At 64.3% G+C, this 23,837-nt stretch carries 22 protein-coding genes; 8 read left to right on the top strand and 14 right to left on the bottom strand.

The features are described from left to right. Positions 1–1,045: 1,045 nt before the first annotated feature. Positions 1,046–2,356 carry a sensor histidine kinase gene (locus LQ215_RS22835; protein WP_230152690.1) on the bottom strand — a complete coding sequence of 437 codons (1,311 nt, stop codon included), beginning with the start codon at positions 2,354–2,356 and terminating at the stop codon, positions 1,046–1,048. Further along, positions 2,353–3,093 (bottom strand): response regulator, encoded by a 741-nt coding sequence (locus tag LQ215_RS22830; RefSeq protein WP_230152689.1) that lies wholly within the window; start codon positions 3,091–3,093, stop codon positions 2,353–2,355. The genes LQ215_RS22835 and LQ215_RS22830 overlap by 4 nt, the downstream gene beginning before the upstream one ends. Positions 3,094–3,316: 223 nt before the next feature. On the opposite strand from LQ215_RS22830, the gene LQ215_RS22825 reads away from it, so the two are divergent. From LQ215_RS22825 to LQ215_RS22815, 3 genes are all read left to right on the top strand, one after another. Then, entirely contained in the window at positions 3,317–3,580 is a 264-nt protein-coding gene (locus tag LQ215_RS22825; RefSeq protein ID WP_230152688.1) for a DUF2790 domain-containing protein, read from the top strand. Between the two features lie 214 nt (positions 3,581–3,794). Continuing rightward, positions 3,795–5,003, top strand: coding sequence for a cytochrome c biogenesis protein DipZ (locus LQ215_RS22820; RefSeq protein ID WP_230152687.1), 1,209 nt, complete (start codon positions 3,795–3,797; stop codon positions 5,001–5,003). Between the two features lie 330 nt (positions 5,004–5,333). Beyond that, complete coding sequence (locus LQ215_RS22815) at positions 5,334–5,663, top strand: hypothetical protein (protein ID WP_027911912.1); 330 nt, start codon at positions 5,334–5,336, stop codon at positions 5,661–5,663. Positions 5,664–5,667: 4 nt separating this feature from the next. Here the strand turns inward: LQ215_RS22815 and LQ215_RS22810 are convergent, their stop codons facing one another. Continuing rightward, positions 5,668–7,533: a sigma-54-dependent Fis family transcriptional regulator gene (locus tag LQ215_RS22810; protein WP_230152686.1), complete on the bottom strand. Its 1,866-nt coding sequence runs from the start codon at positions 7,531–7,533 to the stop codon at positions 5,668–5,670. A gap of 342 nt (positions 7,534–7,875) precedes the next feature. On the opposite strand from LQ215_RS22810, the gene LQ215_RS22805 reads away from it, so the two are divergent. From LQ215_RS22805 to LQ215_RS22785, 5 genes are all read left to right on the top strand, one after another. Further along, entirely contained in the window at positions 7,876–8,949 is a 1,074-nt protein-coding gene (locus LQ215_RS22805) for an ATP-NAD kinase family protein (protein ID WP_230152685.1), read from the top strand. A gap of 2 nt (positions 8,950–8,951) precedes the next feature. Next, entirely contained in the window at positions 8,952–9,929 is a 978-nt protein-coding gene (locus LQ215_RS22800) for a thiamine pyrophosphate-dependent dehydrogenase E1 component subunit alpha (RefSeq protein ID WP_230152684.1), read from the top strand. Between the two features lie 37 nt (positions 9,930–9,966). Then, on the top strand, positions 9,967–10,983 hold the full coding sequence (locus tag LQ215_RS22795; protein WP_230152683.1) for an alpha-ketoacid dehydrogenase subunit beta: 1,017 nt from the start codon (positions 9,967–9,969) through the stop codon (positions 10,981–10,983). Continuing rightward, positions 10,983–12,095, top strand: a complete 1,113-nt coding sequence (locus LQ215_RS22790; RefSeq protein ID WP_230152682.1) for an acetoin dehydrogenase dihydrolipoyllysine-residue acetyltransferase subunit — start codon at positions 10,983–10,985, stop codon at positions 12,093–12,095. Before LQ215_RS22795 ends, LQ215_RS22790 begins: the two co-directional genes overlap by 1 nt. Before the next feature lie 84 nt (positions 12,096–12,179). Beyond that, on the top strand, positions 12,180–13,244 hold the full coding sequence (locus LQ215_RS22785) for a 2,3-butanediol dehydrogenase (protein WP_230152698.1): 1,065 nt from the start codon (positions 12,180–12,182) through the stop codon (positions 13,242–13,244). A 71-nt stretch (positions 13,245–13,315) separates the two neighbouring features. On the opposite strand, the gene LQ215_RS22780 is transcribed toward LQ215_RS22785, so the two are convergent. The 11 genes from LQ215_RS22780 to LQ215_RS22730 form a co-directional block, all read right to left on the bottom strand. After that, positions 13,316–13,870, bottom strand: coding sequence for a DinB family protein (locus LQ215_RS22780; RefSeq protein WP_230152681.1), 555 nt, complete (start codon positions 13,868–13,870; stop codon positions 13,316–13,318). 218 nt (positions 13,871–14,088) lie between these two features. Beyond that, positions 14,089–15,006 (bottom strand): dihydrodipicolinate synthase family protein, encoded by a 918-nt coding sequence (locus LQ215_RS22775; protein ID WP_230152680.1) that lies wholly within the window; start codon positions 15,004–15,006, stop codon positions 14,089–14,091. A 171-nt stretch (positions 15,007–15,177) separates the two neighbouring features. Further along, positions 15,178–16,206, bottom strand: coding sequence for a trans-3-hydroxy-L-proline dehydratase (locus tag LQ215_RS22770; RefSeq protein WP_230152679.1), 1,029 nt, complete (start codon positions 16,204–16,206; stop codon positions 15,178–15,180). A 108-nt stretch (positions 16,207–16,314) separates the two neighbouring features. Further along, complete coding sequence (locus LQ215_RS22765) at positions 16,315–17,037, bottom strand: amino acid ABC transporter ATP-binding protein (RefSeq protein ID WP_014339127.1); 723 nt, start codon at positions 17,035–17,037, stop codon at positions 16,315–16,317. Beyond that, positions 17,030–17,680, bottom strand: coding sequence for an amino acid ABC transporter permease (locus LQ215_RS22760; RefSeq protein ID WP_092172958.1), 651 nt, complete (start codon positions 17,678–17,680; stop codon positions 17,030–17,032). Before LQ215_RS22760 ends, LQ215_RS22765 begins: the two co-directional genes overlap by 8 nt. Positions 17,681–17,692: 12 nt before the next feature. Next, entirely contained in the window at positions 17,693–18,358 is a 666-nt protein-coding gene (locus LQ215_RS22755) for an amino acid ABC transporter permease (protein WP_053179440.1), read from the bottom strand. Next, positions 18,351–20,129, bottom strand: coding sequence for a cis-3-hydroxy-L-proline dehydratase (lhpI, locus tag LQ215_RS22750; RefSeq protein WP_230152678.1), 1,779 nt, complete (start codon positions 20,127–20,129; stop codon positions 18,351–18,353). The genes LQ215_RS22755 and lhpI overlap by 8 nt, the downstream gene beginning before the upstream one ends. A gap of 10 nt (positions 20,130–20,139) precedes the next feature. After that, complete coding sequence (locus LQ215_RS22745; RefSeq protein ID WP_230152677.1) at positions 20,140–20,958, bottom strand: ABC transporter substrate-binding protein; 819 nt, start codon at positions 20,956–20,958, stop codon at positions 20,140–20,142. 234 nt (positions 20,959–21,192) lie between these two features. Further along, the gene (locus tag LQ215_RS22740) at positions 21,193–21,942 is read right to left on the bottom strand and encodes an AraC family transcriptional regulator (RefSeq protein ID WP_230152676.1); all 750 of its coding nucleotides are present in this window, start codon (positions 21,940–21,942) and stop codon (positions 21,193–21,195) included. A 292-nt stretch (positions 21,943–22,234) separates the two neighbouring features. After that, complete coding sequence (locus LQ215_RS22735; RefSeq protein ID WP_230152675.1) at positions 22,235–23,491, bottom strand: NAD(P)/FAD-dependent oxidoreductase; 1,257 nt, start codon at positions 23,489–23,491, stop codon at positions 22,235–22,237. After that, entirely contained in the window at positions 23,488–23,724 is a 237-nt protein-coding gene (locus LQ215_RS22730) for a 2Fe-2S iron-sulfur cluster-binding protein (protein WP_230152674.1), read from the bottom strand. Before LQ215_RS22730 ends, LQ215_RS22735 begins: the two co-directional genes overlap by 4 nt. Positions 23,725–23,837 lie beyond the last annotated feature (113 nt).

The following is a 23,837-nucleotide window of genomic DNA, read 5'->3' as shown; positions in this document are numbered from 1 at the left end:
TGTATGCCGATCATCCGCAGACACACTGGCATACAAACCCACCTACCAACCTGACACCAAGCCCCTGTGGGAGCGAGCTTGCTCGCGATGGCGTCAGGTCAGTTGAATGGATGCCGGCTGACACACCGCAATCGCGAGCAAGCTCGCTCCCACAGGGGGATTGGGTAAGGCACCGATATTTGTAGCGCCTCGGAGACAGTGTGGGAGCGAGCTTGCTCGCGATGGCGTCAGGTCGGTTGAATGGATGCTGGCTGACACACCGCAATCGCGAGCAAGCTCGCTCCCACAGGGGGATTGGGTAAGGCCCCGATATTTGTAGCGCCTCGGAGACAGTGTGGGAGCGAGCTTGCTCGCGATGGCGTCAGGTCAGTTGAATGGATGCCGGCTGACACACCGCAATCGCGAGCAGGCTCGCTCCCACAGGGGGATTGGGTAAGGCATCAACATTTGTAGCGCCTCGGAACCGTGTGGGAGCGAGCTTGCTCGCGATGGCGTCAGGTCAGTTGAATGGATGCCGGCTGACACACCGCAATCGCGAGCAGGCTCGCTCCCACAAATTTGGCTCGGAGTACGACCGGAAAAGACAGGTCGGCTGTAAGGCCGCCTCGCGAGCAAGCTTTGCTCCCACAGATCTGAAGGGTGTACGACCGGAGGAGCCAGGTCGGCTATAAGGCCGCCTCGGGGAGGACGTTGATCTCGGACGCCCCATTAACCACGCTGGCCGAACGCAGGCATTGTGGAGTGGGCAACCCGGCATGGATGCCGGGTTAGCCGCGCTGGGCCATGGATGGCCCTTCGCGGCGGGCCCACGGAGCAATGCCGGAGTGAGGGCATGCCGAGCCTAGGCGAGGCACCGAGTGGTGGGGCAGAAGCGCTTTGATTACTTTCGACTGGGCCGGCTTCCGGGCTTTTCGAAAGTGACCCGCTGTAAGAGCGGAACCATAAGTAGCCGTTACCGCAGCAACGGATATGTACCCGATCAACAAAATCCCAGCCGGCCATCAGGCCGCCTCCGCGAGCAACCCCGCTCCCACAGGGGACCGCGTCAGCTAGCGAATGCCAGCCGCAACTCGGCGCACAGGCCGCCGCCGTCGCGGTTGCTCAGGGTCAGTGAGCCGCCCATAGCGATCGCCAGTTGCTGGGCGATCGCCAAGCCCAGGCCGGTGCCGCCGGTTTCCCGGTTGCGCGAGCTCTCCACCCGGTAGAACGGCTTGAGCACCTCGGCCAGTTCCTGCTCGCTGATCCCGGGGCCGCGGTCCAGTACCTGGATCGCCAATTGCCCGTTGTCGGCGAGTTGCACATGGATCTGCGCCGCGCCACCGAACTTCAGGGCGTTGTCCACCAGATTGACCAGCACCCGCCGCAGGGCATGGGGGCGGGTGTCGATGATCGCGGCGTTTTTCCCGATCAATTGCACGTCCTTGCCGGTGTCCTGGTAGTCGAACGCCAGGCTGTCGAGAAACGCATCCAGGCTGATCCGGCAACTGGCCTCGGTGGCGCCGTGGATGCTGCGGGCATAGGCCACGCCTTCACGCACCAGGTGCTCCATTTCACTCAAGTCGCTCCACAATTTGTCCCTTTCGATCCCCTCGTCCATGAACTCGGCGCGCAGCTTCATACGAGTGATGGGGGTCTGCAAGTCGTGGGAAATAGCCGCGAGCAACTGCATGCGCTCCTTGAGGTAGGCCGCGATGCGGTCCTGCATGGCGTTGAACGCCTTGGCGGCATGCTCCACTTCAGTCGGGCCTTTCTCGTCCAGGCGCACGCTGTGGGCGTTAGGGTCGAGGGTTTCCACCGCCTCGGCCAGCCGGGTCAGTGGGCCGACGGCGAGACGCACGGCCAGCCAGGTGCAGCCGATCAACAGTGCCAACTGCCCCAGCAACACCACCGGCAGCCAGGGCGAAAGGGGCGTCATCGCCGGGCGTACGTCGATGGTCAGCGGGCTGCCGTCCCCCAGGCGCAGGTGCGCCTGATAGTGCATTTTCGGTCCGGGAATCTGCTTGAAGGTCAGGCCATAGGCCTGGCCGATGGCTTCCTGGATCGAACTGACCGAGATCGGCGCGTCGGCCAGATCCATCGGTTGGCCGGGCTGGCCTTCGTCGAGCAGGTAGCCATAGTTGCGTCGGGCGAGTTTCGGCAGCCAGGCTTGGCGTTCGGCGGCAGGCAGGCGGTCAAGAATGGCGACCGAGGTCGAGACGTCGGTTTCCAGGTTGCCGAGCATGGTCGACCTGGCGCTCTGGTAGCGCTCGTAGTACTGGACGCCGAAGGACAGGCCCTGGGCCAGGATCAGGCCGATCAGGAAGATCAGCGACAGCCTCGAGGCCAGCGTACGCGGCCAGCGCAGCGGCAGGCTCATACCGAGGCCTCGAGGATCTCCACCGGCAGCGAGAACACGTAGCCTTCGCTGCGCACGGTCTTGATGTAGGCCGGCTCCCGGGCATCATCGAGCAGGCGCTGGCGCAGGCGGCTGACCAGCAAATCGATGGAGCGATCAAACAGGTCGGCGTCCCGGCCCTGGGTGAGGTTGAGCAGCTGATCGCGGTTGAGCACCCGTTGCGGATGGTCGAGGAATACCCGCAACAAACGATATTCGGCGCCGCTCAAGGCAACCAGGGTGCCGTCGGTGTCCAACAGGTGGCGGGCGGTGGTGTCCAGGCGCCAGCGCCCGAACGCCAGCAGGCGACCGCTTTCGGTGACCACCAGGTTGGGCGGCAGCATGCGGGTGCGGCGCAGCACGGCATTGATACGCGCCAGCAGCTCACGGGCGGCGAAGGGCTTGACCAGGTAATCGTCGGCGCCCATTTCCAGGCCGATGATGCGGTCGGTTTCGTCGTTGCGCGCGGTGAGCATCAGCACCGGCGTGGCCTTGTGCTTACCGGCCCGCAGCTCCCGGCACAGCACCAGGCCGTCGTCGCCGGGCATCATGATGTCCAGCACGATCAGGTCCACCGGGGTGGTTTCCAGGAAGGCGCGCATTTGCCGGCCATCGGCGACGACAGTGGTGCGCAGGCCGTTCTTTTTCAGGTAGTTGCCAACCAGTTCTCTGATCTCGCGATCGTCATCCACTATCAACACGTGATCGACATGATCCATGGTGTCCAGCTCCTCGGCGTTTCGTTGTGAGCAGTCTACAGGCGCTGGCCGGCCCGGCTCGCGGCGGTTTGTATTGCAGTGTATCTGGCGCGCGACGGATACACAGCGATGCAAAAAGCCACCTGGTTCGATACAGGCGCGATACCTGCGCGGCATTCAATGGCGTCCATCGAGGCAACACAACAGGCCTCGGCAGATAAAACCATTGAATCGAGGAATCGCCATGAACAGCAAAGCCATCTACGCCGCCTGCCTTTTCGCTGCATTGAACATTTGCACCCTGTCGGCCCGGGCCGAAAGCAATGTGCAAGCACACAGCTACACCTACGGCACCCACCTGGACATCCAGAAGGTGCTGTCCCTGAGCGAAGACGCCGAGCCGACCTGCGGCGTGGTGAATGCCCAGATGACCTACCTGGATTCGGCCGGCCACAAGCAAGCGCTGGACTACCGCAAGCTTGCCGACAACTGCAGCAACCAGAACTGACCTGCTTTTGTGGCGAGGGAGCTTGCTCCCGTTGGGGCGTAGGAACTGTGTAGGCGCTGTCGAGTGCAACGAGGCTGCGATCTTTCTAAGGACACTTGAATCTCAAGCGAAAGATCAAAAGATCGCAGCCTTCGGCAGTTCCTACACAAGCCCAGCGGGAGCAAGTTCCCTCGCCACAGGGTTTACGTCAGCCTTTACTAATTGAGGTGTTGCCATGCTTCTGATCGCTTTTCTCGGCGGGATCCTGACGATCCTCAGCCCCTGCATTCTTCCGGTGGTGCCGTTTCTGTTTGCCCGGGCCGATCGCTCCCGTGGCTCGGTGCTGCTGACCCTTGGCGGCATGGTGCTGACGTTTGCCCTGGTCGCCAGCCTGGCAGTGGCCAGCAGCGAGTGGGTGCTGCGCGCCAGCAGCGTCGGCCGGCAAGTGGCCTTGGTGGTGATGGTGGTGTTTGCGTTGTCGCTGATCTTCAGTCGGGTCGGCACCTGGCTGGCGCGGCCGCTGGTCAGCCTGGGCAATCGCCTGGACGCCGGCGCCGGGCGGTTGGCCGGACCGGTGGCTTCCATGCTGATCGGGGTCGCCACCGGGTTGCTCTGGGCACCGTGCGCCGGACCGATACTCGGGGTGATCCTGACCGGGGCCATGCTGCAAGGCGCCAGTGCCCAAACCAGCCTGCTGCTGCTCGCCTACGGCCTGGGCAGTGCCTTGTCCCTCGGGACGCTGATCCTGGCCGGGCGCGGACTGGTCGCACGCCTGAAACTCTCGCTGCCGATCACCACCTGGCTGCGCCGGGGCACAGGAGTGGCGGTGTTGCTGGCGGCCGTGGCGATTGGCACCGGGGCGGATGACCGCTTGTTGGCGGCGACTTCCTCGCAACAATCGGCCAGCTTGGAAAAAAGCCTGCTGCAGAACGTGCCCAAGGCCATCGACTATGTGGTGAGCAAGGCCGGCGCAAGTTCCCTGCCGGCCCTCGAGTCCCAGGGCGCCATGCCTGCGCTGGACGGCGCGGTGCAATGGCTGAACTCGCCCCCGCTGAGCAGCGAATCACTCAAGGGCAAGGTGGTGCTGGTGGACTTCTGGACCTACGACTGCATCAACTGCCAGCACACCTTGCCTTATGTGAACGGTTGGGCGAAGCAGTATGAAAAGGACGGGCTGGTGGTGATCGGTGTCCACACCCCGGAGTACGGCTACGAGAAAATCATCGACAACGTGCGCGAGCAGGTGCGCAAGCTGGACATCCGCTACCCGGTGGCGATCGACAATCAGTATGCGATCTGGCGTGCCTTCAACAATCAGTACTGGCCGGCTCATTACTTCATCGATGCCAAGGGGCAGGTGCGCTACAGCCATTTTGGCGAAGGACGCTATGGCGAGCAGGAGCAGGTGATCCAGCAGTTGTTGCAGGAGGCGAAGGCGAGCTGAATTTTTAACTAAACCCTTTAATTCAATGGATTGAGATTATTCTCTCAGGTTGTTTCTAGTTCGGTGCGCCACTTGTGGACGAATGTCGCAGATGGCGAAGGCAAGCCCTTGTGGCGAGGGGATTTATCCCCGCTGGGCTGCGAAGCAGCCCTAAAGACAGCTTGCCACACCGAGTTGTCAGGTCTTTGGGGCCGCTTCGCGACCCAGCGGGGATAAATCCCCTCGCCACGGGATTGCATGCGGATTCGAGAATGGCGTGAAAATGCTGGCCCCTTGCTCAGTTACATAAGGTCAAACTTCTTTCCTTTCAGAAAGTTGGGCGACAAACCTATGCGTATTTCTATGTGGGTCGTGGCGACGTTTCTCCTGGCCGCCGTTTCGCTTGAGGCCCAGGCCAGGGCGCTGACGCAAAACCAGCAGTCGGTGTGCCGCTGGGGTTCGGACATCGCGGCGGGGGCGCAGGCGTCGAAGCTGTCCGGCGTCAGCCTGTACGGCGCGCGCAAGAAGCTGCAAGTGCGCAAGTTTCCCCGGCCCTGGATGCGCATGACCGCCTTGGGCATTACCGAGCAGACCTACAACAGCGCCTCGCGCCTCAAGCCGGTCGCGGTCAAGCAGACCTACTACGAACAATGTGTCCGTCACGAACTGGCGCGCCGATAGACTTTCAGGCCGGGCTGCGGCCTGGCATTTCGATGCCATGCAGGTGCACCCGTCGATACAGGGTCGCCCGGGAAATGCCCAGGGCCCGGGCGGCGGCGGTGGGTTTCCAGCGGTGGCGCACCAAGGCATCGAGCAGTGCCTGGCGTTCCGGGCTGGCGCTCGGCTCCGGCCCGTGGTCGGCGGCGTCCACGCGGTGCATTGACTCGGGCAGGTGGCTGAGCTGGACCACGCTGGCTTCGCACACTGCGCACGCATAACGCAGCACATGGCGCAACTGGCGGACATTGCCCGGCCAGTGATAGCCGAGCAGGCATTCCAGGGCCGCGCTGCTCAATTGCACGGTTGTCCCGCACAGCGTCGACTCTTCGGCAAGAATTCGATTGATCAACGCCAGCCGGTCGCTGCGTTCGCGCAACGGGGGCAGTTGGAAGCGCGCGCCGCCCAGGCGGAAATACAAATCCTCGCGAAACTCGCCGGCGGCCACCAGGGTCTCCAGGTCGCGATGGGTGGCGCAGATCACTTGGATGTCCACGGCCTTGCGGCGGGACGCGCCCAGCGGCGCCACTTCACCCTCGGCCAAGACGCGTAGCAGGCGGGTCTGCAAGGCCAGCGGCATGTCGCCGATTTCATCCAGGAACAAGGTGCCGCCATCGGCCTGTTGCAACAGGCCCTGCATGCCCTTGGCCGAGGCGCCGGTGAAGGCGCCGGCGACGTAGCCGAACAGTTCGCTCTCGATCAGGCTTTCCGGAATGGCGGCGCAGTTCAAGGCCACGAAAGGACGCTCGCGGCGCTGGCTGGCCTGGTGCAACTGCCGGGCGAACACTTCCTTGCCGGAACCGGTTTCGCCCTGGATCAGCACCGGCAGGTTGCGATCCTTGACCCGCACCGCCAGGCGCAGGCTGTCGGCCAGGCGTGGATCGATCTCCAACGGGGTCATCGCCACCCGCGCACGTGAACTGGCCCGCTGGCGTGGCGCGCTCAAGCGCCCGTGCAGGGCGTGATCGAGCGAGCAGAGGCTTTCGTCCCGGGCACGGTGCAGTAGTTGCTGGTCGAACACCTGGCCGATGTGTTGCGGCAACTGCCCGTAATGTTGCAGCAGGTACTGGCGGGCGGCCGGGTTCAAGGCTTGCAGGCAACCGTCGTCGTCCCAGGCGAACAGGAAGTCCGGCTGGCTGTCGACGTAGCCGGCGTTGCGATGGGCCCGCAGCACCCAGTAACCCTGGGCGCTGCTCATGAAAAACGCCTGTTCGATCTCCCGGGCGCTCTGCACCACCATTTGCCGGATCAGGTGCTGCGAGCGCCGATCATCCGGCGAGCGCACCGCCGAGACGTCCAGCACCCCGAGCAATTCACCCTGGGGGTCGAAGACCGGCGCGGCGGAGCAGGTCAGGCCAATGAACGCTGCGCGGAAATGGTCGCGCTTGTGCACCGTCACCGGGGCCTTGGCCGTGAGCACCGCCGCCACGCCGCAGGTGCCTTCCTCGCCCTCCGACCAACAGGTGCCCAGGTACAGCCCGGCCTTGCGGCAGTCATTGCGGATCGTGGTTTCCACCCGGTAGTCGATGGTCTGGCCCTGGGCATCGGTCAGTAGCACGCAGTAGTCGGCATCGCGGACCCGGCCATGCAGGCGCGCCACTTCTTCGCTGGCGATATTGAGGAACAGCTCGGAGCGTTCACGGCATTGCTTGAGCACGTCCTGGGACAGGATGCGCGGGCCCTGCAGCGAACCGGGGTCCAGGTGATGTTGCTCCATGGACCGGCGCCAGGAGTCGAGGATCAGGTCCGGGACGGGCAGTTGTGGCAATTGGTTCGCGTTTTTCACCACGCGGCTGACGCAATCCACGTGCGCCCGGGAGTGAGCGGAAAGCATAGGGGCCTCCGATTCAGCTTCTTATCGTTGTGCGCACATTAAGCGCCGATCGCCGGGTGCAGACAAGCTCGACGGGTTCTTCGGGCGCTGTGAGACGCCACGTCTCAGGGTCTCGCCGCAACCTCGTGCAGGCTGACATGGGGCGTCTCACCGGGGCTCGGTTCGCTTCATCGAAAATCCCATGGGGGCCGCTCTGGCCCGGGCTTTGAGCAGGTTTTTCCCACAACTGGCACCGCCCTTGCTCTACCTCTGGGGCCCGCTCGACGGGTCATCCAATAATAACAACGAGGTGTCTATGGTTTCCTGCCCAGGCCGTTCGCCTGCTCCCTCCACGGTGGCGTCATGAGTCGCCGGCCATTGACCGTGGGCATCATCGCCAACCCTGCATCGGGCCGTGACGTGCGGCGCCTGACCGCCAATGCCGGGCTGTTTTCCAGCACTGACAAGGTCTCGGTGATCCAGCGCCTGCTGGCCGCTTTTGGCGCCACCGGCATCGAACAGGTGTTGATGCCCACCGACATGATTGGCATGGCCGCCGCCGTGCTGAAGAACAGCCACAGCCGCCAGGCCCGCAGCAGCCACTGGCCGGCCCTGGAGTTTCTCGACCTGACCCTGCGCCAGACCGTCGAAGACACCCGCCGGGCCGCACGCCTGATGGCCGAGCGCGAGGTGGCGCTGATCGCCGTGCTCGGCGGCGACGGCACCCACAAGGCGGTGGCCGCCGAAGTGGGGGACATCCCATTGCTGACCCTGTCCACCGGCACCAACAACGCCTTTCCCGAACTGCGCGAGGCCACCAGTGCCGGCTTGGCCGGTGGGTTGTACGCCAGCGGCCGGATCCCGGACTCGATCGGCTTGCGCCGCAACAAGCGCTTGCTGGTCTGCGATGCCGGGCGAGGCTTGCGCGAAGTCGCCCTGGTGGACGTCGCCGTGTCGCCGCTGCGCTTTGTCGGCGCCCGGGCGATCAGTCGCGCACAGGACCTGGCCGAAGTCTTCGTGACCTTCGCCGAACCGCAATCCATTGGCCTGTCGGCGCTGTGCGGCTTGTGGTTTCCGGTGTCACGCCAGGCACCGGGTGGTGCCTGGATGCGCCTGGACCCGCAATCCCCCGAAGCACTGCTGGCGCCGCTCGCGCCGGGCCTGCTGCAAGGCTGTGGCGTGCTTGCTGCCGGGCCCCTGGAACCTGGCATCGCCCACGGCTTGTCCCTCTCCAGCGGCACCCTGGCCCTGGATGGCGAGCGGGAGATCGAATTCAACGCGCAGGACCGGCCCACGGTCACCCTCGATGCCGGCGGCCCGCTGAGCATCGACGTCAACGCGGTGCTGGCCTACGCCGCGCAACAGCGTTTGCTGGCCATCGGCCGCGAACACCCGCAACACCCTCTGAATCTTCAAGAAGACACCCCAGGAGAATAAAAATGTCGACACCGCTCACCCACGATCAACTGCTGCACGCCTACCAGGTGATGCGCACCATCCGCGCCTTCGAAGAGCGCCTGCACGTGGAATTCGCGACCGGCGAAATTCCCGGTTTCGTCCACCTGTATGCCGGCGAAGAAGCCTCGGCCGCCGGCGTCATGGCCCACCTGGGCGATGACGATTGCATCGCGTCCAACCACCGTGGTCACGGCCATTGCATCGCCAAGGGCGTGGATGTCTACGGGATGATGGCCGAGATCTATGGCAAGAAGACTGGCGTCTGCCAAGGCAAGGGCGGTTCGATGCACATCGCCGATTTCGAGAAGGGCATGCTCGGCGCCAATGGCATCGTCGGTGCCGGTGCGCCGCTGGTGGTCGGCGCTGCCCTGGCGGCCCGGCTCAAGGGCACCGACAGCGTCGCCGTGGTGTTTTTCGGCGACGGCGGCTCCAACGAGGGCGCGGTGTTCGAAGCCATGAACATGGCCTCGGTGTGGAACCTGCCGTGCCTGTTCGTCGCGGAAAACAACGGTTACGCCGAAGCCACCGCTTCCAATTGGTCGGTGGCCTGCGATCACATCGCCGACCGTGCGGCCGGGTTCGGCATGCCCGGGGTGACGGTGGATGGCTTTGACTTCTTCGCCGTGCATGAAGCCGCCGGGGCCGCCGTCGAGCGCGCCCGTGCCGGGGAAGGGCCGTCGCTGATCGAGGTCAAGCTGACCCGCTACTACGGCCACTTCGAGGGCGACGCCCAAACCTATCGGGCGCCCGACGAGGTCAAGCATTTTCGCGAGAACCAGGACTGCCTGATGCAGTTCCGCGAGCGCACCACTCGGGCCGGCTTGCTCACCGTCGAGCAGTTGGACCAGATCGACAAGGAGGTGGACATGCTGATCGAAAACGCCGTGTACAAGGCCAAGTCCGATCCCAAGCCCTCCGCGGCGGACCTGCTGACCGACGTCTACGTCAGCTATCCCTGAACGCCCCCCCTGAATAACAACAATAGAGAATCCCATCATGGCGAGAAAAATCAGCTATCAGCAGGCAATCAACGAGGCCCTGGCCCAGGAAATGCGCCGCGACTCCAGCGTCTTCATCATGGGTGAGGACGTGGCCGGTGGTGCCGGCGCGCCCGGTGAAAACGACGCCTGGGGCGGCGTGCTCGGCGTCACCAAGGGGCTTTACGCCCAGTTCCCCGGCCGCGTGCTGGACACGCCGCTGTCGGAAATCGGTTACGTCGGCGCGGCGGTCGGGGCCGCCACCTGCGGCGTGCGCCCGGTCTGCGAACTGATGTTCGTCGACTTTGCCGGCTGTTGCCTGGACCAGATCCTCAACCAGGCGGCGAAGTTTCGCTACATGTTCGGCGGCAAGGCCTCCACACCCCTGGTGATCCGCACCATGGTCGGCGCCGGCCTGCGCGCCGCCGCCCAGCATTCGCAGATGCTCACATCGTTGTGGACGCACATCCCCGGGCTGAAAGTGGTCTGCCCATCGTCGCCTTACGACGCCAAGGGCCTGCTGATCCAGGCGATCCGCGACAACGACCCGGTGATCTTCTGCGAGCACAAGTTGCTCTACAGCATGCAAGGCGAGGTGCCGGAAGAGCTCTATACCATTCCCTTTGGCGAGGCCAACTTCCTGCGCGACGGCAAGGACGTGACCCTGGTCTCGTACGGGCGCATGGTCAACACCGCGATGGACGCGGCGCGCAGCCTGGCCGGGCGTGGCATCGACTGCGAAGTCATCGACCTGCGCACCACCAGCCCGCTGGACGAGGACAGCATCCTGGAAAGTGTCGAGAAGACCGGGCGCCTGGTGGTGATCGACGAGGCCAACCCACGCTGTTCCATGGCCACCGATATTTCGGCGCTGGTGGCGCAAAAAGCCTTTGCCGCGCTCAAGGCGCCGATCGAGATGGTCACCGCGCCGCACACCCCGGTGCCGTTCTCCGATGCGCTGGAAGACCTGTACATCCCTGACGCGGCGAAGATCGAACAAGCCGTGCTCAACGTGATCGAGTGGAGCAAGCGCTGATGAGCCAGATTCATACCCTGACCATGCCCAAGTGGGGCCTGTCGATGACCGAGGGCCGGGTCGATGCCTGGCTCAAGGAGGAGGGCCAGGCCATCACCAAGGGCGATGAAGTGATGGACGTCGAGACCGACAAGATCTCCAGCAGCGTCGAGGCGCCGTTTTCCGGCATCCTGCGCCGCCAGATCGCCCGCCAGGATGAAACCCTGGCGGTCGGCGCCTTGCTCGGCATCGTGGTCGACGGCGAAGCCAGCGATGCCGAGATCGATGCGGTCATCGAACAGTTCCAATCGACCTTTGTGCCTGGCGATGCGGCCGACGAAGACAGCGGGCCGAAACCGCAGAAAGTCGAGTTGGACGGCCGGGTGATTCGCTATTTCGAGCGGGGCGAGGGCGGTACGCCGTTGTTGCTAGTGCATGGTTTCGGCGGCGACCTGAACAACTGGCTGTTCAACCATGAGGCGTTGGCGGCTGGGCGTCGAGTCATTGCCCTAGACCTGCCGGGCCACGGCGAATCTTCGAAAGCCCTGCAACGCGGCGATCTGGACGAATTGAGCGGCGTGGTGCTGGCCTTGCTCGATCACCTGGACATCAACGCCGCGCATCTGGTGGGGCATTCCATGGGTGGGGCGGTGTCGCTGAATGCCGCACGCCTGATGCCCCAGCGCGTCCGGTCGCTGACTTTGATCGGCAGCGCCGGGTTGGGCGCGCAGATCAACGGCAGCTACCTGCAAGGTTTCGTCGAAGCGGCCAACCGCAACGCCCTCAAGCCGCAACTGGTGCAACTGTTTTCCAATGCCGAGCTGGTCAACCGCCAGATGCTCGACGACATGCTCAAGTACAAGCGCCTGGAGGGCGTGGATGCGGCGCTGCGGCAACTGGCAGCGACGCTGTTCGCCGACGGCCGCCAACAGATGGACTTGCGCGAAGTGGTGCAGGCCGGCGACGTACCGACCCTGGTGATCTGGGGCAGCGACGACGCGATCATCCCGGCGGCCCACAGCGACGGGCTGAGTGCCCAGGTGGAGGTGCTGTCCGGCCAGGGCCACATGGTGCAAATGGAAGCGGCCGAGCAGGTCAACCGGCTGATCCTCGGCTTCGTCGAGCAGCACTGATCAAGTGGGCGGCGACATGCGTCGTCGTCCCTACACAATCCTGGAGGCAACGTTATGAACGTTTCAATCAAGCCGACCCGCAGCATGCGCGCCGCCGTCTGGCATGGCCGCAACGACATCCGCGTCGAAGACGTGCCACTGCCGGTTTCGCCGCCCGCCGGTTGGGTGCAGATCCGCGTGCAATGGTGCGGCATCTGCGGCTCCGACCTGCATGAATACGTGGCCGGGCCGGTGTTCATCCCGGTGGACGCGCCACACCCGCTGACCGGGATCAAGGGCCAGTGCATCCTCGGCCATGAGTTCTGCGGCGAGATCGTCGAGCTGGGCGCCGGCGTCGAAGGCTTCAGTGTCGGCGAGCCGGTGGCGGCGGACGCCTGCCAGCATTGCGGCACCTGCTATTACTGCACCCACGGGCTCTACAACATTTGCGAGAACCTGGCCTTCACCGGGCTGATGAACAACGGTGCGTTCGCCGAGTTGGTCAACGTGCCGGCCAACCTGCTCTACAAACTGCCCGCCGATTTCCCGGCCGAGGCCGGTGCGTTGATCGAGCCATTGGCGGTGGGCATGCATGCGGTGAAAAAGGCCGGCAGCCTGCTGGGCCAGAACGTCGTGGTGGTGGGTGCCGGCACCATTGGCCTGTGCACCATCATGTGCGCCAAGGCCGCCGGGGCGGCCCAGGTGATCGCCTTGGAAATGTCCGGTGCGCGCAAGGCCAAGGCCCTGGAAGTCGGGGCCAGCCATGTGATCGATCCGAACGAATGCGACGCCCTGGCTGAAGTCCGCCGCCTGACCGGTGGCCTGGGGGCCGATGTCAGTTTCGAGTGCATCGGCAACAAACACACCGCGAAACTGGCCATCGACCTGATCCGCAAGGCCGGCAAGTGTGTGTTGGTGGGCATTTTCGAGGAACCGAGCGAGTTCAACTTCTTTGAACTGGTCTCCACCGAGAAGCAAGTGCTCGGCGCGCTGGCCTACAACGGTGAATTCGCCGATGTGATTGCCTTCATTGCCGATGGGCGCTTGGACATTTCGCCACTGGTCACGGGTCGCATCCAGCTGGAGCAGATTGTCGGCCAGGGCTTCGAGGAGTTGGTCAATAACAAGGAGCACAACGTGAAGATCATCGTGTCTCCCGCACGGATCTGAGAGCGCCTGACGTGGGCGATTTGGCGATGGCCGGCAGCGGCCATCGCATTTTTTTCGGCCAGGGGCGACGTTCAGTCCGGCCGATAGGCTTGCCAGACGGTCGTTTCGTTGAGTTGCAGTGGCTGCTCTTCGTCTTGCCGAAACCTACGGTCGCAGTCGAGGAAGAACTCATCGAGCTGCGGTGGCTTGATGCCGGTGCCACTGAGCATCGCATGCACCTGGCCGCGGTGATGGATCTGATGTTCGAACAGGTGCAACAGCAGCCGGTCGATGCGCTCGCGCACCACACCGTCGACACGTACCAGCTCCACGGAGCGGGCGAGGTCTTTCTCCCGCAGGGCTTCGCAGAACGCCACCAGCCGCTGGTCGGTCTGGGTTTGGCTTTGCTTCAGTTGGGCAAAGGCCAGGGTTTCGGAAAAGTCCTTTATCTGCCCATCGCGGTCGCCTTCCAGGGCAGTGAGGTAATAGCGGTCCACTTCCAGGATGTGGCAAAGCGTGGCTTGGATGGACGAGAAGAACCCCGTGCGCGGCGCTTCGTATTCGGCCTCGCTCAACGCCGCGCAGGCGCCGAGCAGCCTGTGGTTGGCCCATCGGTTGTTCAGGGCCTGGGCCAGGAAATAATTCATGGGAAGCCTCGTCAAAATATTGCGGGAGCGAGCTTGCTCGCGATTTAGTCGGCACATCCAGCATAGCCGGCTCAGGCAGACCGCTATCGCGAGCAAGCTCGCTCCCACAAGGGATTTTATATGGGCTGCAAATCTCCTTGCACCTTCGGCCCTGTGGGAGCGAGCTTGCTCGCGATGGCGGCCTCCCAATCACCGCCAGTTAGCGCCATGCCCTTGGGTCAAAGCCCCACATCCGGCAACATCGGCCGATTCGCCAGGGCCTTGGCCATGATCTGCTCCACAAATACCCGGTCCGCTTCCGGCAGGGCCAGGCGCGGTGGGCGGGTGAGGGCGCTGCCGCGGCCGGCGACGAATTCGCACAGCTTGATGCATTGCACCAGGTCGGCGCGGGCGTCCAGGTGCAGGATCGGCATCAGCCATTCGTAGATCGGCATCGCCTCGGCAAAGCGTCCGGCGCGGGCCAGGCGGAAAATGGTTTCGCCTTCTTTCGGGAACACATTGGACATCCCCGAGACCCAACCTTCGGCCCCCACGGCGAGGCTTTCCAGCACCACGTCATCGAGGCCGGCGAACAACACAAAGCGGTCGCCGACTTCGTTGCGCACGTCGATGAACCGCCGGGTATCACCGGAGGAATCCTTGAAACACACCACGTTGTCGCAATCGGCCAGTGAAATCAGGATGTCCGGTGTCACGTCATTCTTGTAGATCGGCGGGTTGTTGTAGACCATCAAGGGCACGTCGGCATGCCGGGCCACGTAGCGGAAATGCTCGGCGGTCTCGAAGGGTTTGGAGCCATAGACCAGCGCCGGCATCAGCATCACCCCGTCGACGCCAACCTTGCGCACCGCGTTGGCGACCTTGGCGGCTTGCACGCTGGTGAATTCGGCCACGCCGCAGATCACCGGCACGCGGCCACGGGAGGCGTCTACCGCGACTTCGGTCACGGCGATTTTTTCCTCGGCGCTCAAGGAGGTGTTTTCCCCCACCGACCCGCAGACCACCAGGCCGGAAACACCGTCACGAATGACGTTGGAAATCACTTGGTGGGTTTTTTCCAGGTTGATGGAAAAGTCATCGTTGAATTGGGTGGTGACGGCAGGGAAGACGCCGCTCCAGTTGATGCGTTTGCTCATGGTTGTCTCCGTTTTTGATAGTGCTTTTGTGGCGAGGGAGCTTGCTCCCGCTGGGTCGCGAAGCGGCCCCCGGGATCGGACTGACGCACCGAGTTGTCAGTCTTCAGGACTGCTGCGCAGCCCAGCGGGAGCAAGCTCCCTCGCCACAAGGGTTTTGGGTGAATCTGAAAGTCATGCGCCCGGCCAGGTATCCGAAAGCCGGTAGCCCTCGGGCCACGGATCGCCCGGGTCGAGCAACAGCTGATGCGTCCCGGTGATCCACGCCCGTCCGGCGATGCACGGATAAATCGCCGGGCGTCCGGCCACGTCCGTCAAAGAGTCGATGCGGCAGTGGAATTCGGAGCCGATGATCGAGCGGCCGATAAAGCGGTCGCCGACCTGCATCAAGCCCTTGGCGTGCAGCACCGCCATGCGCGCCGAGCAGCCGGTGCCGGTGGGCGAGCGGTCGATCTTGCCGGGCTGGATCACCACGGCATTGGCGCCGGTGGCGATGCCGTTTTCCTGGACGATCGGCGCGGCAATCTGGCAGAACGAGATGTGCGACCAGTCGGGGTTCAGCGGGTGCACGAAGCCCAGTTGTTCGTTGGCTGCACGAGTGATCTTCAGTCCCACGGCCACCAGTTCGGCGGCTTCGTCAGGGCGGATGGCAAAGCCCAGGCGCTGGGCGTCGACGATGACAAAGCTGTCGCCGCCATACGCCGTGTCCACCTGCAACGCGCCCAGGCCCTCGACTTCGATCCAGGCATCGAGGCGGTCGGCGAAGGAGGGCACGTTCTTGATCTCGACCCGTTGCACCTTGCCGTCGCGGCAGTCGGCCACGGCTTCGATCAGGCCGCCCGGGGCTTCGAGCACCAGGCGGGTCTGGGGTTCGGTCATCGGCAGGATGCCGCTGTCCAGCAACACGGTGGCGACGCACAACGAGTTGGAGCCGGACATCGGCGGGGTGTCGGCCGGTTCCATAATGATCCAGGCCATCTGCGCCCGCGGGTCCTTGGCCGGCACCAGCAGGTTGACGTGTCGGAACACCCCGCCGCGGGGCTCGTTGAGGACGAAGTTGCGCAGGGTCTGGTCCTGGGCGATCCAGCGTGACTGCTCCCACACCGTGGCGCCGGGCGGCGGGGCGACGCCGCCGACGATCACATCGCCGACTTCGCCTTCGGCGTGGCAGCTGACGACATGGATGACTTTTGATGAGCGCATGGATCAAATCCTTGGGTTGTCTGGTCGGGCCTCATCGCGGGCAAGCTCGCTCCCACATTGAAATGCGTTCCCCTGTGGGAGCGAGCTTGCTCGCGATGAGGCCATCGGCTATTTCACCGACTTGAGAAAAGCCGCCGTCTCCGGCTGCACCGGATTGCCGATCACCTGGTCTGGCGGCCCGATCTCATGGACCCGGCCATTGCAAAAGAACGCCACGCGGTCGGACACGTCCCGGGCGAAGCGGATCTCGTGGGTCACCAGCACCATGGTCATGCCGTCTTCGGCGAGCATGCGCATGGTGTCCAGCACTTCGCCCACCAGTTGCGGGTCCAGGGCCGAGGTGGCTTCGTCGAAGAGCATGTAGTCCGGCGACATCGCCAGCGCCCGGGCGATGGCCATGCGTTGCTGCTGGCCGCCGGAAAGCTTGCCGGGGAAGGCCTTGAGCTTGTCCCCCAGGCCCACATGCTCAAGCTGCTGCACCGCCAGTGCTTCGGCATCCTGCTTGCTTTTGCCCAACACCTTGCGCGGCGCGAGCATCACGTTTTCCAGCACAGTCAGGTGGGGGAAGGCGTTCCATTGCTGGAACACGATGCCGATTTTCTGCCGCAGGCGATTGAGGTCGGTGGCGCGGTCGTGGACCTCGATGCCGTCCACGCGGATGCTGCCTTTCTGGATCGGTTCCAGGCCGTTGATGCACATCAGCAAGGTCGACTTGCCGGAGCCGGAACCGCCGATGATCGACACCACTTCACCCTTGTCCACGGTCAGGCTCACCCCCTTGACCACTTCCAGGTCACCGAAGGATTTGTGTACGTTTTCGATCTCAATCATTTTCCTGCCACCTTCTTTCCAGGCGTGCGCCGAGGCGGGCGACCACCAGGCTCATGACGTAGTAAATGAGGCCCGCGATGCACAGCACCAGCAGGGGTTCCTGAATGCGCGTGACGATGGTTTGCGAGGCCCGCAGCAATTCGACGATGCCGATCCACATCACCAGGGCGGTGTCTTTCATCACGCCCAGCACCAGGTTCAGCCAGCCGGGAAAGGCCACCCGCGTGGCAATCGGCAGGACGATGAACCGCAGGTCCTGCACATAGCTCAGGCCCAGTGACCGACTGGCCCGGCGGGTGCTCAGCGGCACCGCCAGCACACCCCCACGGACGATCTCGGTGAAGTACGCGGCGGCATAGATCCCAAGCACGATGCAACCGACGGCAAAGGCGCTGAGGTTCAGGCCGGCGATGCTCTTGAGGGAGTTGAACAATACGAACTGGATCAGCAGCGGCACGCTGCGGAACACGTCCAGCAACCAGGCCAACGGCAGGCTGGCCCGTGGCAACAACGCCCGTAACAGGCCGAACAGCAACCCGGCCAGGGTGCCCAACAGGATCGACCAGACAGTCAGTTGCAGCGTGACCCAGGCCCCCTCGAGCAAATACAGCAGGTCGTTGACGCTGAGGCTTGTAGAAAACATGACCCACGCTCCTCAATAACGAAACAAGCGCCAGGACAACAGCCGGGCCAGCCCGACGATCAGCTTGGCGATCAGGTAATACAGCACTGCCGCGAGGGCGAAGTATTCGAAGGTGCGGAAGGTCTTGACGTTGTATTCCTGGGTGACACCGGTGAGGTCGTTGTTCAGGCCGACCACCACCCCCAGTGACGTCATCAGCACCGCCCAGACCATCTGGTTGGTTAACGGGTAGAACACGATGCGCAACAGTTGCGGGACGATGATCATCCGGTACGCCTGGAAGGCGCTCATCCCCAAGGAACGGGCGGCGCGCATTTGCGTACTGGGCACGGCCTTGAGGCCGCCGCGAAAGTTTTCCGCCAGGTAGCCGGCGTTGTTGAAGGTGATCCCGGCCAGCAAGGCCAGCCAGGAACTGACGTGCAGCCCGAGGGAGCCGAGACCGAAGTAGAGGATGTAGATCTGGAACAGCGAGGGTGTGTTGCGGGCGATGGACACCCAGCCGTTGCCCACCCCCCGCAGCACGCGATTCGGGGCCTGGCGCATGACCGTCAGCACCAGGGCGATCAGCACGCCGAATATCATCGACAGCGCGGCGGTTTCGAACGTTACCCAGGCCCCGGCGAGCATGTCGGGCAGGGCGCGCAAGGCCGGGCGCCATTGGAAGCTGTAGTCAAACATGGGTCGGGCTCCCCGTGCGGGCGGTGGGTTGCAGCCATGTCGGCGGTTGGCCGCGGGTCGAGGCGCTGCAGGCGGCCTCGACGCATTCGGCGAGGGCGGCAAAGTGCACCCCACGCCCGACCAGGCCCGGTGCGTAGTGGGCGTATTTACCGGAGTTGGTCATCAGCGTGGTGGCGTGGGGTGGAATCACCGGTTCGCCCAACATGCACCAGCAGGTGTCGGTCACCAGCACCGCGCCAAAGGCCTCGATGGCGGCCAGATACCCGGCTTTACGGGCCTGCTCAAGTACCGTCCGGCCACAGGTGATCGCCAGCACCACATAGGGATGCTTGACCCGACCCGCGCACAAGGTCGCGAGGGCGGCGAATTCGCTGAGGGAGAAATGCGGGTTACCCAGGGACACCACGTCCACCCAGTTGTCCCGGGCGCTGTTGAGCTCGCGCCAACTGGCAAGCAGGCCGGCGGTATCGACGCTTTCCTTCGGCAAGGTGACGTCGCTCTCCAGGACATCGGCCGGGTCGAGGGCTTCTGGCGTTACCTCGGCGATGTGGAACAACGGCGCGGCGCTGGTGGTGGCGAACGCGGCGCCGAAGGCCTTGAGGTCGTCCAGGGTCGGCGCGGCGTGTTCCAGCCCGCGTATCAGCGGGATGCGCCGGCCCGCCAGGCTGCCGATGTGATAGCCCAGCAGCGGATAGAAACTGTCATCCACGTGACCCAGCGCCGGTACGTCGACGATCAGTTGGGCCTTGCGCGGGTCGTCGAGGTGGCAGCCGGTCAACGGCGCCCGCCCGCACAGGGCAATGCAGATATCGAGGAAGTCCGGGTACTTTTGCGTGCGCGCCCCCAGCACGCTGTTGGCGTAGACCACCGCGTTGGATTCGGCCCAGACGATTTGTTCGCCGGCCTTTGGCGCGGTGTCCAGCAGGTAGGGGGCGCAGGTGAAACTCAGTTGCGCGCCCATCGCCATGTAGGCATCGCCCAGGGCACTGGCCGGCACGCCCAGGGCTGGATCGACGCCCAGCTCGCGCCAGCGACGCTGGTCCACGGAAATGGAATTGAGGGTAGTGGGCACGCGAACCTTCGCCCCCCACTGCACCAGTTGTTCGGCAAAGCGCAGGCTGGCCGGGCCGGTGTAGATGCAGCCGTCGATGTGGGCCTGGGTCACGTCCAGCAGTTGCGTGGCGCCCTGGATCTCGGCCATGCGCAGCACGATTTGCATCGCCACTTGGGCAGCCTTGCCGTGGGCGCCGTCGAGCAACGCCCGGTCCTGTTCGCTGAGTGCCAGGGTTGGGAACGTGGACGGCTGTGGCGTTGCGTCAGAACCTTGCCAACCGTCGTTTGGCGGCCGGCCAGACAGGGTCAGGACGTCGCCTTCCAGGCGCACGAAACCCTGGCCGCGCAGCCCATCGAAGGCCTCGTGCCCCACGCACACCACCGGCAGCGAGCGTTGGAAAATCACCTGCGCCACCAGCACGCCCAGGGTCAGGATTTCATCGGCTTCGGCCAGCACCAGGGCCGCCGGTGCATGGCCGTTGCTGATCAGCTCCATCAAGACGCTGCTGCCGGTGCAGGAGCCGCGTCCGCTGGGGATCGCCAGCACGCGCCCGGCCAGGCGCTGGCCACTCAAGGGATGGTGGCGGTCGATGACCTCGCCGCTGGCTGGATCGACCCCGCCCCAGAAGCTCAAGCCAACATCGGCGAACAGCAGGGCGCCCTGGGCGGCACCCTCCACCAGGCTGCGGCCTTTCACACGGACAGGCGTGCTTGGCATGCGCCGATCCTCAGTAGTAGACCTGGGGAACGGTCAGGTTGGCCGGCGGGATGTCGGTGCCGACCCATTTGACGAACAGCTCCTTGTAGCGACCCGTGCGCACCTGCTGGTTGACGAACAGGTTGAGGTAGTTGAGCAGGCCGTATTCGCTGCGCTTGGCGCCGAGGGACACGTAGTCGATGACGTAGGGCGCGTCACCGGCAATCTTCAGGCCCTTGTACTTGCCCGACTTGAGGGTCGCGGCGGCCACGGTGTTGGTCACCACGGTGGCATCGATGTGCCCCTGGGCGACGGCTAGCAGGGTGTCGTTCTGCGACTGGTAGGCGCGGAAGGTGCCGCTGCCCCAACTCTTCTGGTCTTTCTCCAGGGCGATGGCTTCGTAGGTGCTGCTGGTGTTGCCCAGGGCCTTGCCCTTGAGGTCGGCGTAGCTGTTGATGCCGGTGTTGTCGCGGGTCAGCACGACCATCTGGAAGGCGAAGTAGGGCACAGTCAGGCCCACGGTCTTGGCCCGCTCCAAGGTGTCGGAGGTGGAGGCGACGATGACATCGGCGCGGCCGGACAGCAGCGCGGGGATGCGGTCGGAGAACGGGGTTTCCACCACTTCGGCATCGACACCGAGGACCTTCGCCAGATCCTGGCAATAGTCCACGTCGAATCCCGCCGGCTTGTTGCTTTCATCGCGAAAGCCCATGGGTGGGAAGTCCAGGGTCACGGCGCAACGCAGCTTGCCGGAGCCGATGATGTCATCGAGCTTGTCGGCATGGGCAGGGGCGATGAAAAGCGGGGTGAGGACAACGCTGAGGGCTACGGCCAATGCTGGGTTTTTCATAAATGCCTCGCTGTCGAATAAATGCGGTGAGATATCGTATTGAGGATTTCGTATACGATATTAGATAAGCAATCGGCGTGCCTGTTTCTGCTTGCGGCGCAGTAATGGCGCTGGAGGGTCGATCTAGAGGCATTCCCGGTGGGCGGTACACATAAGCGCGGGGTGCTACGTTGGGCTAGAGGTGTTACAGATGGGAGCAGACATAGGAACCGATGCCCCATCAGGGAACAAGGATCAGCGTTGATTCTCGCGATACTGGCTCGGCGACAGGCTGGTCAGGGCGCGGAACTGGCGGCTGAAGGCACTGTGGTCGGTGTAACCGCAGCGCAGGGCGATCTCGGTGATTGGCAGGTCGTTGTCGAGTAACAGCCGTGAGGCTTCTTCCAGTCGTGCCTTGTGGATCATCTGCCGCGGTGTGAGTTGGAAGATGCGTTTGCAGTGTCGCTCCAGTTGCGCCACCGACAATTCGGCAATGGCGGTCAGCTCGGCCAGGCTGATGGAGCGGGCGAAGTGCTGCTTGATATGGGCGTCCACCGCCGCCAGTTTGTGAAACGCCGGATGGCTCGATTGCGGCAGTTGCAGGTCGCGGGAAATCCCGGCCAGGCCGACGACCTGACCGTTTGGATCGTGCAGGGCGAGCTTGTGGGTCAGGCACCAGACGGGCTGGTTGCCATAATACAAATGCAGTTCGAGCTGGTCGGCCAACTCCCGCCCGCTGGCCAGCACCCGGCGATCCTGTTCGGTGTACAGCGGGCCGAAGCGCTCGGGGAACACCTGGTCGGCGGTGAGGCCGAGCAGGTCGCCGCTGTGTTTGAAACCGCAGCGCCGGGCCAGGGTCTGGTTGACGAAGGCGTAGCGGGCCTGCTGGTCCTTGATGAAAAACACCACGTCCGCGAGGGTGTCCAGCAGCGGGGCGATGGGCTGCAGGCTGCGCAGCAGGGTGTCGAGGTCGCAGGGGGCTAGGGAAGTGAGCGAGGGGTACATGGCCGGCGTCGTCTTTTTTGTGGGAGCGATGGCGCAGTGTCAGTTGAAAATGTAGTGCCTGTCACGCCGCCATCGCGAGCAGGCTCGCTCCCACAGGGATTTGCGGTGAACTTCGACTTTGCAGGCACCGCAGGAACCCATGTGGGAGCGAGCTTGCTCGCGATGACGGCGGCACAGCCAACATCACCGCAAGCTGACCCACCGCTATCGCGAGCAAGCTCAGCTCCCACAGGGAATTGCGGTGAGTGCAGGTTGTATGACTATGCAGGTTAGAGTGGGATGTGTGTTGGGTTCAGGTGGGTGGGGTTTCTTCCAGGTTCAGCAAGGTTTCGATCCGCGCCGGGCTGAAGGGCGGGCGGGGTGTCGGTGGTGTCCAGCCGAACAGGTGTTCCAGGGCGGCGCCGCACACGCGACCCTGGCAGGCGCCCATGCCGCAGCGGCTGGCCAGTTTTGCTTCGCGCCAGTTTTCGTGGCCGACCAGTTCGCCGTACGGTACGTCTTCGCAGCGGCAGACCAGGGTGTCGCTGCGGGCCAGGGTCTTGAGCCGTGGATCGAGGGCGAAGGCCTTGTTCAATGCCCCGGCGAAACCCTGCCAACGTGCGCGGCGCGGCCACAGCTGCTGGGCGGCTGCGCTATTGCCAACGGCGGCATGGCCGGCGATGGCGCCTTCCACCAACGCCAGTTCGCTGCCGCCGAAACCGGTGCATTCCCCTGCGGCGTAATGTCCATGGCGAGTGGTCGCTTGCCAGGCGTCAACCGCCAATGCCTGGTCTTCAACCGCGCAGCCCAGGGCCTGGCCTAATTGGGTATTGGGAATGAGCCCGAAGCCACAGGCGAGCCGGTCGCAGGCCAATTCAATCGTCTTGCCTTGCTGATGCAGGCGCACGCCCTCCAGCCGCTCCCGACCGAGCGCTTCCACCACGTGGGTGTCGGTACGGTAGTGCCGGTCGAACAGACTGAACGATTGGAAAAACTTCCCCGGCCAGCGCGGCAGTTGCGCGGCGAAACCGGCGACAGCGGTGCGACTGGCCTGCTCGGCGATGCGCAACACCTGTGCACCTTGATGCTTTGCCGTGGCGGCGCTGGCCAACAGCAAGGGGCCGCTGCCGGCGATGACCAGCCGTTCGCCACGCACCGGCAAGCCACTCTTGATCAGCGCCTGCAACCCACCGGCGCCAGTCACGCCGGGCAGTGTCCAGCCAGGAAACGGCAGCAGCAACTCACGGGCACCGGTGCAGAGGATCAAGCGCTCGTAGCTGATCTGCCAGCCGCGCTCGGCATCTTCCACCAGCAAGGTTTTATCCGCCGCGCAGGCGATTACCCGGGTGCCGGCATGGCGGCGCACGTTGGCGCAGGTGTGCAGTTGCTCGCGCAGGCGTCGCGCCGTGCTGGGCAGGTTGGCCTGGGGGCCGTCGCGCCAGATCTGCCCGCCCGGCAGCGGGTTGTCGTCCAGCAGCACGATGCGCGCACCGCTGCTGGCCGCGGCGAGGGCGGCGGCCATACCGGCGGGGCCGGCGCCGATGATCAGCAGGTCGGTGGTTTCGTTCATGGTCGGGTCTGCACCTGCATGCCGTCGTCGCACAGGGTCTGGCAGGCCAGGCGGCGACGGCCATCGATCAGCACCCGGCACTCCTGGCAGATGCCCATGCCGCACAACGGCGCACGCCGCTGGCCGCTGACCGAGGTGCGACTGCAACCGTCCGCGCCTAATGCCAACGCCGCCGCGACGCTGGTGCCGTTGGCAACCGAGAGCGGGCGGCCGTCCAGGAATAATTCAGGCATGGGACCAATCCTCCTTGGATACGCGGATATCTTGAGTCCACTCAAACCCTGTGGCGAGGGAGCTTGCTCCCGCTGGGCTGCGCAGCAGACCCAAAACAGGGCCGCTTCGCGCC

The organism is Pseudomonas brassicacearum, from assembly GCF_918698105.1.
GTDB lineage: Bacteria > Pseudomonadota > Gammaproteobacteria > Pseudomonadales > Pseudomonadaceae > Aquipseudomonas > Aquipseudomonas brassicacearum_F.
This window is presented reverse-complemented; position numbering and strand designations above follow the sequence as displayed.

Bases quoted from the DNA above. Each gene is read 5' to 3' on its own strand.
- LQ215_RS22795 (WP_230152683.1), top strand. From the start codon at position 9,967: ATGGCGAGAAAAATCAGCTATCAGCAGGCAATCAACGAGGCCCTGGCC.
- LQ215_RS22780 (WP_230152681.1), bottom strand. From the start codon at position 13,870: ATGAATTATTTCCTGGCCCAGGCCCTGAACAACCGATGGGCCAACCAC.
- lhpI (WP_230152678.1), bottom strand. From the start codon at position 20,129: ATGCCAAGCACGCCTGTCCGTGTGAAAGGCCGCAGCCTGGTGGAGGGT.
- LQ215_RS22770 (WP_230152679.1), bottom strand. From the start codon at position 16,206: ATGCGCTCATCAAAAGTCATCCATGTCGTCAGCTGCCACGCCGAAGGC.
- LQ215_RS22745 (WP_230152677.1), bottom strand. From the start codon at position 20,958: ATGAAAAACCCAGCATTGGCCGTAGCCCTCAGCGTTGTCCTCACCCCG.
- LQ215_RS22785 (WP_230152698.1), top strand. From the start codon at position 12,180: ATGCGCGCCGCCGTCTGGCATGGCCGCAACGACATCCGCGTCGAAGAC.
- LQ215_RS22790 (WP_230152682.1), top strand. From the start codon at position 10,983: ATGAGCCAGATTCATACCCTGACCATGCCCAAGTGGGGCCTGTCGATG.
- LQ215_RS22820 (WP_230152687.1), top strand. From the start codon at position 3,795: ATGCTTCTGATCGCTTTTCTCGGCGGGATCCTGACGATCCTCAGCCCC.
- LQ215_RS22810 (WP_230152686.1), bottom strand. From the start codon at position 7,533: ATGCTTTCCGCTCACTCCCGGGCGCACGTGGATTGCGTCAGCCGCGTG.
- LQ215_RS22765 (WP_014339127.1), bottom strand. From the start codon at position 17,037: ATGATTGAGATCGAAAACGTACACAAATCCTTCGGTGACCTGGAAGTG.
- LQ215_RS22805 (WP_230152685.1), top strand. From the start codon at position 7,876: ATGAGTCGCCGGCCATTGACCGTGGGCATCATCGCCAACCCTGCATCG.
- LQ215_RS22755 (WP_053179440.1), bottom strand. From the start codon at position 18,358: ATGTTTGACTACAGCTTCCAATGGCGCCCGGCCTTGCGCGCCCTGCCC.
- LQ215_RS22815 (WP_027911912.1), top strand. From the start codon at position 5,334: ATGCGTATTTCTATGTGGGTCGTGGCGACGTTTCTCCTGGCCGCCGTT.
- LQ215_RS22835 (WP_230152690.1), bottom strand. From the start codon at position 2,356: ATGAGCCTGCCGCTGCGCTGGCCGCGTACGCTGGCCTCGAGGCTGTCG.
- LQ215_RS22830 (WP_230152689.1), bottom strand. From the start codon at position 3,093: ATGGATCATGTCGATCACGTGTTGATAGTGGATGACGATCGCGAGATC.
- LQ215_RS22760 (WP_092172958.1), bottom strand. From the start codon at position 17,680: ATGTTTTCTACAAGCCTCAGCGTCAACGACCTGCTGTATTTGCTCGAG.
- LQ215_RS22735 (WP_230152675.1), bottom strand. From the start codon at position 23,491: ATGAACGAAACCACCGACCTGCTGATCATCGGCGCCGGCCCCGCCGGT.
- LQ215_RS22740 (WP_230152676.1), bottom strand. From the start codon at position 21,942: ATGTACCCCTCGCTCACTTCCCTAGCCCCCTGCGACCTCGACACCCTG.
- LQ215_RS22800 (WP_230152684.1), top strand. From the start codon at position 8,952: ATGTCGACACCGCTCACCCACGATCAACTGCTGCACGCCTACCAGGTG.
- LQ215_RS22825 (WP_230152688.1), top strand. From the start codon at position 3,317: ATGAACAGCAAAGCCATCTACGCCGCCTGCCTTTTCGCTGCATTGAAC.
- LQ215_RS22730 (WP_230152674.1), bottom strand. From the start codon at position 23,724: ATGCCTGAATTATTCCTGGACGGCCGCCCGCTCTCGGTTGCCAACGGC.
- LQ215_RS22775 (WP_230152680.1), bottom strand. From the start codon at position 15,006: ATGAGCAAACGCATCAACTGGAGCGGCGTCTTCCCTGCCGTCACCACC.